The organism is Nocardiopsis lucentensis DSM 44048, assembly GCF_000341125.1.
Lineage (GTDB): Bacteria > Actinomycetota > Actinomycetes > Streptosporangiales > Streptosporangiaceae > Nocardiopsis > Nocardiopsis lucentensis.
In genome coordinates this window covers 1-8,776 of sequence record NZ_ANBC01000219.1, presented here as the reverse complement: position 1 = coordinate 8,776, position 8,776 = coordinate 1, and the positions used below count along the sequence as shown (strand labels likewise).

Below are 8,776 nucleotides of genomic sequence, written 5' to 3'. Positions count from 1 at the left end.
GGACTCGTCCCCCGCCGCCCCGCCACGTCCGGTCATGACCCGCCCCCAATTGATCAAGTTTGACTACTCGGCGAGCCCAAGCGGCGCGAACACTGCTAGGCAAACTTGACTAATAGTCCCGACGTGCGCCGGGCGACTCCGACGGAAGGCCCGCGCGGGGATCGCGCGCACGGGGACTTCCGCTCGGGCGTGTGATCCACCTAACATGAGGGAAATTCACGTTAGGTAGGTCGTCCGTGCGCACACCCCCCGCGCGATCCCCCTCCCCCGACCCTCCACCCGACGACGGCTCCACCCTCCCCACCGCGCTGGCCGAGCCGACGCGACCGGTACGCGCGCCCTGGGTGGCCGGGATCTGCCTGGCCAACCTGGGCATGTGGATGGCGTTCTTCGGCCCGCTCCAGATCCTGCTCCCCGAGCAGATCACCCTCATCGCCCCCGACGCCAAGGAGGCCACGCTCGCCTGGGTGACCGGGGTCGGCGCGGCGATCGCCATGGCCGCGACCCCGCTGGCCGGAGCCCTGTCGGACCGCACCACCGGACGGTTCGGGCGCCGCCGCCCGTGGATCGTGGCCGGCGCGCTGCTCGGCGCCGCCGGGCTCATCGCCCTCGGCTGGCAGGAGAGCGCGATCGGCGTACTCGCGGGCTGGTCGTTCGTCCAGGGCGCGCTGTCCTGTCTGAACGCGACCCTGCTCGCCGCCGTCCCCGACCACGTTCCGGTGCGTCAACGCGGGGCGGTGTCGGGGTGGATCGGCGTCCCCCAGTCGGCCGGGGTGGTCGCGGCGGTGCTGCTGGTGACCGTGGTGGCCACGGGGATCGCCCCCGGGTACGCGCTGATCGGCGTGCTCGTCCTCGTCTGCGCGCTGCCCTTCGCCCTCATGGCGCCCGACCCGCCGCTGCCCCGGCCGGCGCGCCCGCCGTGGAGCGACCTCCTCCGAAGCCTGTGGGTGTCGCCCCGCCGCCACCCCGACTTCGGATGGGCCTGGCTGACCCGGTTCCTCATGCAGACCGGCAACGCCATGTTCACGCTCTACCTGCTGTACTTCCTGCGCGACGGGGTGGGCTACGAGGAGCTGTTCCCCGGCTCGTCGGCGGCGGACGGCCTGCTGGTGCTGATCCTCGTCTACACGGTGGCGGTCGTGGCCACGACCGTGGTCGCGGGGCTGGTATCGGACCGGATCGGGCGCCGCCGGGGCATGGTCGCGCTGTCCGGCGGGGTGATGGCGCTGCCCGCGTTCCTGCTCGCCGTGTTCCCCACGTGGCCGATGAGCCTGGCGTGCGCGGTAGTGCTGGGGGTGGGGTTCGGGGTGTTTCTGTCGGTGGACAACGCCCTGGTCACGCAGGTGTTGCCGACCGCCGAGGGACGGGCCAAGGACCTGGGGATCGTGAACATCGCCAGCGCCGGACCCCAGGTGATCGCGCCCGCGCTGGCCGGTCCGATCGTCGTGCACCTGGGCGGCTACCCGGTGCTCTACACCGTGTGCGGCCTGCTCACACTGCTGGGCGCCGCGTCCGTCTGGAAGATCCGGGGCGTGGCGTGAGGCCGCGCCCGACGAGGAAGGAAACCACCGTGCCGTCACCGTTCCTGTGGGGCGTCGCCTCCTCGGCGCTGCAGGTCGAGGGTGCCCTGACCGAGGACGGGCGCACCCCGTCGATCTGGGACGACTTCCACCGGCGCCCGGGCGCCGTCCGCGACGGGCACAGCCCGGCCGAGGCGTGCGACCACTACCACCGGTGGGCCGAGGACGTGGAGCTCCTGGGCCGACTGGGGGTGAACGCCTACCGGTTCTCGGTCTCCTGGCCGCGTGTGGTGCCCCGCGGCCGGGGGCCGGTGAACAAGTCCGGCGTCGCCTTCTACGACCGCCTGGTGGACGCGCTGCTGGAGCGGGGGATCGAACCGGTGCCGACCCTGTTCCACTGGGATCTTCCGGTCGAGCTGGAGGAGGCGGGCGGCTGGTCGGCGCGCGAGACGGCGCACGCGTTCGCCGAGTACGCCGCCGCCACCGCCGACGCGTTGGGCGACCGGGTGCGGCGTTGGATCACCCTGAACGAGCCGGTCGTGCACATGGCCTACGGGCACGCGTTCGGGATCCACGCGCCCGGCCGGGTCCTGGACGTGCCGGACGTGCTGGCGGTCGCCCACCACCAGCTGCTGGCGCACGGGCTGGCGGCACGGGAGCTGCGTTCGCGCGGCCTGGAGGCGCTGCTCACCAACAACTACTCCCCGGTCGAGCCCGCCTCGGACTCCCCGGCCGACCGCGCGGCGGCCGACGCCTACGACGCCCTGCACAACCGCCTGTTCACCGATCCCGTTCTCTTCGGCGCCTATCCGGACCTGTCGGCCTTCGGGGCGGGAGAGGTCCCCGGAGCGCGCGAGGGCGACCTGGAGCTGATCGCGGGCAGCGTGGACGGATTGGGCGTGAACTACTACAACCCGTCCAGGATCGCCGCGCCCGCCGAGGGGTCGGGGCTACCGTTCGACTTCGCCGAGGTCACCGGAGCGCCGACCACGGCGTTCGGGTGGCCGGTGGCACCGGAGGGACTGGAGCGGTTGCTCCTCCTGCTCGGCGAGCGCTACGGGGACGCGCTGCCGCCGCTGTACGTGACCGAGAACGGGTGCTCGCAGACCGACGCCGTCACCCCGGAGGGCCGCGTGCACGACCCCGAGCGGATCGCCTACCTGGAGGGCCACGTCGCGGCGGTGGACCGGGCACGCGAACGCGGCGCGGACGTGCGCGGGTACTTCGTGTGGACGCTGACGGACAACTTCGAGTGGGCGGAGGGCTACCACCAGCGGTTCGGGCTGGTGTACGTGGACCACACGACGCAGCGGCGCGTGCCCAAGGACTCGTTCGACTGGTACCGGGGGCTCATCGCCGCCCGGCGGTGAACCCTCCCGCCACGAACCCAACCGGCGGCGTGCGGGCCACCCGGAACCAGCCCGGGGCCAGGTGGCCCAGGGGTTCGTTCGGTATGACAAATCCATCCTCGGAACGGTTTGTTTGCATTGGCCGCGATTGAACCTGGTTCAGATGACGGATTCGTTTCTGTTTCCGCGTTCCGCCATTCGATTCCGGTCTTCGTGTTCTACGCTGCCGGCACCAGAACGAACATGATCCAGGGGAACCCACATGACATCCGGACGTCGGATCGCCACGCTCACCACCGCGCTCACAGCGGCGGCGGCACTTCTGTGGGGAGGCTCCGCAGCAGCCTCGGACACCAGCCAGGATGAGGTGCTTCGTGGTTGCGCCCGGGATGTGCTGGCCGAAAATGCGGTCGACGCGGAAACGACGAACAAGACCCTGATGCTCCTGGAGGATGCGCAGGCCCAGGGTCTCACGCAAGAGTCCAAGGAAACTCTCAAGCAAGAGGTGAAGGAACTCTTCGTAGCGGCGGGTCAGGGGGACAAGCTCGCGGTGGTGTTGACGGGGTTCGATGCCTGCGTCAACGGACGCTGAGCCCGGCGGCGTGCACGCGACGTGCACGCCGCCGGTTCGGTTCTTGGGGTCAGGCCCGCTCGTCGCGCAGGCCGTGGAGAAGCGCGGCCCACTGGTCACCCGGGAAGCTGAGGTACCCGAGGCTCCGGTTCTGCGTGTCCCGAACCTTCACCACATCCGGGGCCTCGCAGACCTCCACGCAGTCGCCGCTTCCACCGCTGTAGCTCGACTTGTGCCAGTTCTCAGTCATGTTCAACCTCTTCGTTCATCCGGCGCATCAGGTCGATCGACGCCAGCGGGGGTAGCGCCCACGACAGCAGTTCCCGGTAGATCGCCTGGTGACGGGCCACCTCCAGGTGGTCGTCGATGATCACCCCACCACCCGTGTGCTCGGCGTAGACGACAGGGGAGCCGTTGTCGGAGCCGATCACACGGAATGCACCTGAGGCACCACCGATGTAGGGAGTCCCCTGGGGCACCACCAACAACTTCAGCCTCTCGGATTCTGCCAGACGCACCAGATGCGCTCGCTGCTCGCGCATCACGTCACCCTTGCCCACGGGAGCGCGAAGGACCTCCTCCGGAATCACGGCCAGGAGCTTGGGGTTGTTCGCCTGCACGAGCGCGTCCAACCGCTTCACCCGAAGCTCGGCCAGATGCTCGTGCTGCTGCGCCGCGTCGAGAAGCCGTGACTGCTGGAAGATCTCCAACGCGTACGCCTTGGTTTGGAGGAGACCCGGCACGAGGTTCGGATGGAACATGTGAATCTCGGTCGCGTTCTCCTCCGAGTTGGTCACCTGCTCGTACCACTCGGGGTCACCCTCCCCCCGTACGGCCTGCAACCAGCTCCGCATGAGTGCGCCATTGGTAGCGAAGAAGGCGTCGAGCCGCTTCGCAGCGTCCTCTTTCGTCCTACGCGTCCCCCTCTCCATCGCACCGAGCATCTGCGGGGAAACACCGGCATGGGGTGCCAGGCGTTCGAGACTCAGCCCCGCCTGGAAGCGACGACGCCGGATCTCGGCCCCGAACTCCCGCCAGACAGCAATTTTTCGTTCCGTCACGGCAGCAGACAAGCACAAGACCGCTACATGCATGAGTGCTTTCACTACTTAATGCTCCAAGAGTGACGCAACTCTTGCCTCTGAGTAAGGCTCCTCGAAGACTCGAAGCAGACGAAAAACCGCCCCAAGCTGTGCTTTCACCCGGAGAACAGTCCAGCACACGAGCGTTACTCGTCACACTGCCGTTCGCTACCGAGGAGCCATACATGGTGCAGCAATTCAGCCAATTTCGGACGCAAATGGACTTCCGGTCGTCCGGTCGGCCGATAAGTGCGGGAGGCACCCGATGAAGCCTCCGACCGGGTCCAACGAATTCGGCCCCGTCCTCCCCCGCCCCGCCGTGGACGAACACGTCGCGCACGGCTACACCACCGTCCAGATCGTCCGACTGGCCGTCTGGGCGGCCCGCGAGTGCAACTGGGTGAACGGCATGGAGATGACCCACCGCGCCGAGACCGCCTGGGAGGCGATCACCGAACACCTCCACCTCACGTACGAACGCCCCGAGGAGACCGAACTCATCGCGATCGGCTGGAAGGCCATGAAGGCCCAGCACTACCAGGACCTCCGGGCGCACGGCTACGGCGGCCAGGACCAGTCCGTCCTCTCCCGCGCCTTCGTCCGGTACTGGACCAGCGCCTGGGCACCCACGCACGGCCACGAGGACCTCATCGTGGACCGCCTCGCCTTCGCCCAGATCTGGCGGACCCTGACCGAACCCCAACGCGACGCCCTGCGTGCCCTGGCCGAGTACGGCGACCGCGCGAGCGCCGCCCGCTCGCTGAACCTGTCCGACAACGCGTACTGCTCCGCGCTGGCCCGCGCCCGAAGGAACTTCTTCGCCCTGTGGCACGAACACGAGCAGCCCTCACGGCTGTGGGGCGCCGACCGCCCCGGAGCCCGCCACCAGAACCCCATGTACCTGCTGCGCCAGCGACGCCGCGAGGCGGAACAGCGCGCCCGGAGGGGCCAGAGCGGGCCGAAGGCGCGCATCGGCCGCCCGCGCCGGAACCTGGGGGTGTCCGACGCCGAGATCCTCGCCCGGCACGAGGCCGGGGAGAGCATGAACGCCCTGGCACGGGCGCTGGGCACCTGCCGGGACGTCATCCAGCGCCGGATCGACACCGCCCGGTCCGAACGTGCCGATGCCGGATGAGGGACGCCCGAATCTACTCGCTCGCGACGGCGTCGAGCGGTCCGCTGTCCGCCCGGTCGACGCCGCCGGCCTCGGCCTGGCGGACCGGTTCCCACCACCACCAGTGCGACTCGGGCACCCAGGCGGGCACCTCCTCGCCGCTGACCGGGCTGGCGTCGGCCGCCACCGCGACGAGGGCGTCGTCGATGCGCGGGACGGCCTCCAGGTCCACCGGGCGCAGGAACCGATTCCACGGAACGAACTCGTCACCGAGGATCTGGAGCATCGACCGCCGCCAGCAGGCGGGCCGGTAGCCCTCGTGCCGACCGTTCTCCGCCGCTGTCTGGGTGCGCACCACGTACAGGCTGAGCCGGTCGGGATTGTTCCCGCTGACCAGCAGCTCGGCCAGGGTCGAGTTGAAGTTCCGCCCCGCGGGGGAGGCGCGTTCGGCCTCCGTGGTGGCCCGGTACAGCTCGAAGAGCGCGGCGAACGCGGCGTCCATCAGGGCGTCGCGATCCCTGCGCCGTGCGGCGCTCTCCGCGAACGCGTCCACCGCCTGCCTGGCCAGGCCGGGCAGGTCCCGGCCCGTTTCCGCACCCACCGTCACACCGTCCGTCCGGTCTCATCCGCGTATGTGTCTGGTCCGGGCCCGAGCCCGAACGCTTCCGATGATAGACATCCGCGCGGCCGCGCACGCCGCGCGGAGCCGAACGCTCACCCGTGCTCCCGCCCGAGCGCCTGGTCGAGCATCCGCGCCCACTGGCGCACGATCCCCCGCCGACGTGCGCTGTCGTCGCTGAGCAGGTTGGCCAGGCCCAGCCCGCGCGCCAGATCCAGCGTCGCCTGCACCGCCTCCCGTACCCCCGGGACCGCCTCGTCCGCCCCGAGGAGCTCCACGGCCGCCCTGTGGATCTGACGCCCCACCCGTTCCTCCATCGGGATGATGCGGTCGCGCAGAGCCGGGTCGCTGGCGGCGCCCGCCCACAACTGGAGCGCGGCGTGGAAGTCCTCGCCGCTGAACGCGTCCACGACCATCTGGACGACCGCCTCGGTGCGGTCGGATCCCTCCGGGACGGAGACGGCGCCTCGCCGGAGCTCCTCGCCCCGGCTGTCGACCATCCGGTCCAGCGCGGCGAGGAACAGCTCGTCACGGGTGGGGAAGTGGTGCTGGGCCGCGCCTCGCGACACCCCGGCCGCCTCGGCGACCGCGCCGACCGTCGCCCCGGCCACGCCGCGCTCGGCCAAGCAGCGCACGGCCGCGTCCAACAGCCTGGCCCGGGTGGCCCTGCTGCGCTCCTGTCTCGGCTCCCGGTCGAGCTCGGTGCCCACGTCGCGCCCCCTCAACTGCGGTGCGCGGACACGCCGCGCCCGGGCCGGGCGCGGCGTGTCCGCGCGGTCGATCGATCAGTACGACTTGGGCAGGCCGAGGGACTGCTGGGCCACATAGTTGAGCACCATCTCCCGGCTGACCGGCGCGATCCGGGCCAGGCGCGCGGCGACGACGGCCGCGCCCAGACCGTACTCGCTGGCCAGGCCGTTCCCGCCCAGGGTCTGGACCGCCTGGTCGACCGATCGCACGCACGCCTCGGCGGCGGCGTACTTGGCCATGTTGGCGGCCTCGCCCGCCCCCGCGTCGTCGCCGGAATCGTAGCGGAGCGCGGCGTGCTGGGTCATCAACCGGGCCTGTTCCGTCTCGATCTTGACCTGTGCGAGCGGGTGTGCCAGACCCTGGTGGGCGCCGATGGGCGTGTCCCGCCACACCGTGCGCTCCTTGGCGTAGGCGACCGCCTTGCCCAGGGCGTGCAGGGCGCTGCCGGTGGCCAGCGAGGCGGCCATGATCCGTTCGGGGTTGAGCCCGGCGAACAGCTGGAGCAGCCCCGCCTCGGGATCGCCGACCAGCGCGTCGGCGGGCAGGCGGACGTCGTCCATGAACAGCTGGAACTGGTGGTCGGGGCTGACCAGGTCCATCTCGATCGGGCGCGCCTCGAACCCGGGGGCGTCGGTGGGCACGACGAACAGCGCCGCGCTCAGGCGCCCCGTCGCCTCGTCCTCGATCCGGCCGACGATCAGGGCCGCGTCGGCCACGTCCACTCCGGAGATGAAGGTCTTGCGGCCGTTGAGCACCCAGCCGTCGCCGTCGCGGCGGGCGGTGGTGGTGATGCGGTGGGCGTTGGAGCCGGCGTCGGGTTCGGTGATGGCGAAGGCCATGATGGCCTCGCCGGTGGCCAGCCCGGGCAGCCAGCGCCCGCGCTGGGCGGGGGTGCCGAAGCGGGACAGGACGGTGCCGCAGATGGCCGGGGAGACCACCATCATCAGGGTGGGGCACCCGGCGGCGCTGAACTCCTCCAGGACGGCGGCGAGGTCGCCGATGCCGCCGCCCCCTCCGCCGTACTCCTGCGGGATGTTGACGCCCAGGTAGCCGAGGCGTCCGGCCTCCTCCCACAGTTCGGTCAGGTAGGCGCCCTCCCTCGCCCTGGATCTGTAGTAGTCGGATCCGTACTTCTCGGCGAGGGCGGCCACCGCGGCGCGCAGTTCACGGCGTTCGGACGGTTCGTCGAAGGTCATGGCCCCGGTCACGTGTCGGTCCCTTCGTGGTCCTGTTCGGCGTAGTCGAGTACGGCGAGGGGCACCCCGGCGGGCACCCGCTGCCCCGCCGCGACCGGGAGGTCCCGGACGGCACCGGCGGCGGGAGCGGTGACGCGGTGCTCCATCTTCATGGCTTCCAGGCGCAGCAGGGTCTGTCCCGCGCGCACCTTCTCCCCCACGACCACGTCCACGGCGGTGACCGTGCCCGGCATGGGGGCGGGCAGGGCGCCCGGGTCGACGACGGTCCCGGGTCGGGGCAGGAGGTCGACGGGGATGAGGGTGACCGATCCCCGAGAGGAGTCGACGTGGACGTCGGGGTCCCCGTCGTACCGGTGGACGGTGAAGGGGCGGCGCAGACCGTCGACCTCCAGCACCACCAGGTCAGGGGAGGCGGACAGGACCCGGACACCGGGGCGTTCGGGGACGTGGGCCCCGCGGACGGACCGGTGGGAGGCGGTGATCGGTGTCCCGCCGCCTTCGGCGCGTACGTACTCGCGGGTGTGCGGCCGCGACGGGATGTTGCGCCAGTGGGCGGGCACTCCCGCGGGAACGGG

Annotated in this window: 10 protein-coding genes; 4 read left to right on the top strand and 6 right to left on the bottom strand. The window is 71.0% G+C overall.

The genetic code is table 11. The features are described from left to right. The first annotated feature begins 236 nt into the window (after positions 1-236). The 3 genes from D471_RS0107345 to D471_RS39370 all read left to right on the top strand — a co-directional run bounded on the left by D471_RS0107345 (position 237) and on the right by D471_RS39370 (position 3,461). Complete coding sequence (locus D471_RS0107345) at positions 237-1,541, top strand: MFS transporter (protein ID WP_017598013.1); 1,305 nt, start codon at positions 237-239, stop codon at positions 1,539-1,541. A 29-nt stretch (positions 1,542-1,570) separates the two neighbouring features. Beyond that, a complete protein-coding gene (locus D471_RS0107340) occupies positions 1,571-2,890 on the top strand; it encodes a GH1 family beta-glucosidase (protein WP_017598012.1) in 1,320 nt (439 codons plus the stop codon). 241 nt (positions 2,891-3,131) lie between these two features. After that, entirely contained in the window at positions 3,132-3,461 is a 330-nt protein-coding gene (locus D471_RS39370) for a hypothetical protein (protein WP_152486244.1), read from the top strand. A 49-nt stretch (positions 3,462-3,510) separates the two neighbouring features. On the opposite strand, the gene D471_RS0107330 is transcribed toward D471_RS39370, so the two are convergent. Together D471_RS0107330 and D471_RS0107325 are read right to left on the bottom strand one after the other, a co-directional pair. Then, complete coding sequence (locus tag D471_RS0107330; RefSeq protein ID WP_017598010.1) at positions 3,511-3,690, bottom strand: DUF397 domain-containing protein; 180 nt, start codon at positions 3,688-3,690, stop codon at positions 3,511-3,513. After that, positions 3,683-4,501, bottom strand: a complete 819-nt coding sequence (locus D471_RS0107325; protein WP_241479581.1) for a helix-turn-helix domain-containing protein — start codon at positions 4,499-4,501, stop codon at positions 3,683-3,685. The genes D471_RS0107330 and D471_RS0107325 overlap by 8 nt, the downstream gene beginning before the upstream one ends. 286 nt (positions 4,502-4,787) lie before the next feature. Between D471_RS0107325 and D471_RS0107320 the strand changes: the two genes are divergently transcribed. Next, on the top strand, positions 4,788-5,657 hold the full coding sequence (locus D471_RS0107320; RefSeq protein ID WP_017598008.1) for a hypothetical protein: 870 nt from the start codon (positions 4,788-4,790) through the stop codon (positions 5,655-5,657). Positions 5,658-5,670: 13 nt separating this feature from the next. Here D471_RS0107320 and D471_RS0107315 read toward each other — a convergent pair whose 3' ends face one another. The 4 genes from D471_RS0107315 to D471_RS33360 form a co-directional block, all read right to left on the bottom strand. Continuing rightward, the gene (locus D471_RS0107315; protein ID WP_017598007.1) at positions 5,671-6,243 is read right to left on the bottom strand and encodes a hypothetical protein; all 573 of its coding nucleotides are present in this window, start codon (positions 6,241-6,243) and stop codon (positions 5,671-5,673) included. 107 nt (positions 6,244-6,350) lie between these two features. Then, positions 6,351-6,965: a TetR/AcrR family transcriptional regulator gene (locus D471_RS0107310; RefSeq protein WP_017598006.1), complete on the bottom strand. Its 615-nt coding sequence runs from the start codon at positions 6,963-6,965 to the stop codon at positions 6,351-6,353. A 75-nt stretch (positions 6,966-7,040) separates the two neighbouring features. Continuing rightward, positions 7,041-8,213 carry an acyl-CoA dehydrogenase family protein gene (locus D471_RS0107305; protein ID WP_017598005.1) on the bottom strand — a complete coding sequence of 391 codons (1,173 nt, stop codon included), beginning with the start codon at positions 8,211-8,213 and terminating at the stop codon, positions 7,041-7,043. After that, on the bottom strand, positions 8,210-8,776 hold a 567-nt coding region (locus tag D471_RS33360), incomplete at its 5' end, for a biotin/lipoyl-containing protein (protein ID WP_040688739.1). The genes D471_RS0107305 and D471_RS33360, both read right to left, overlap by 4 nt.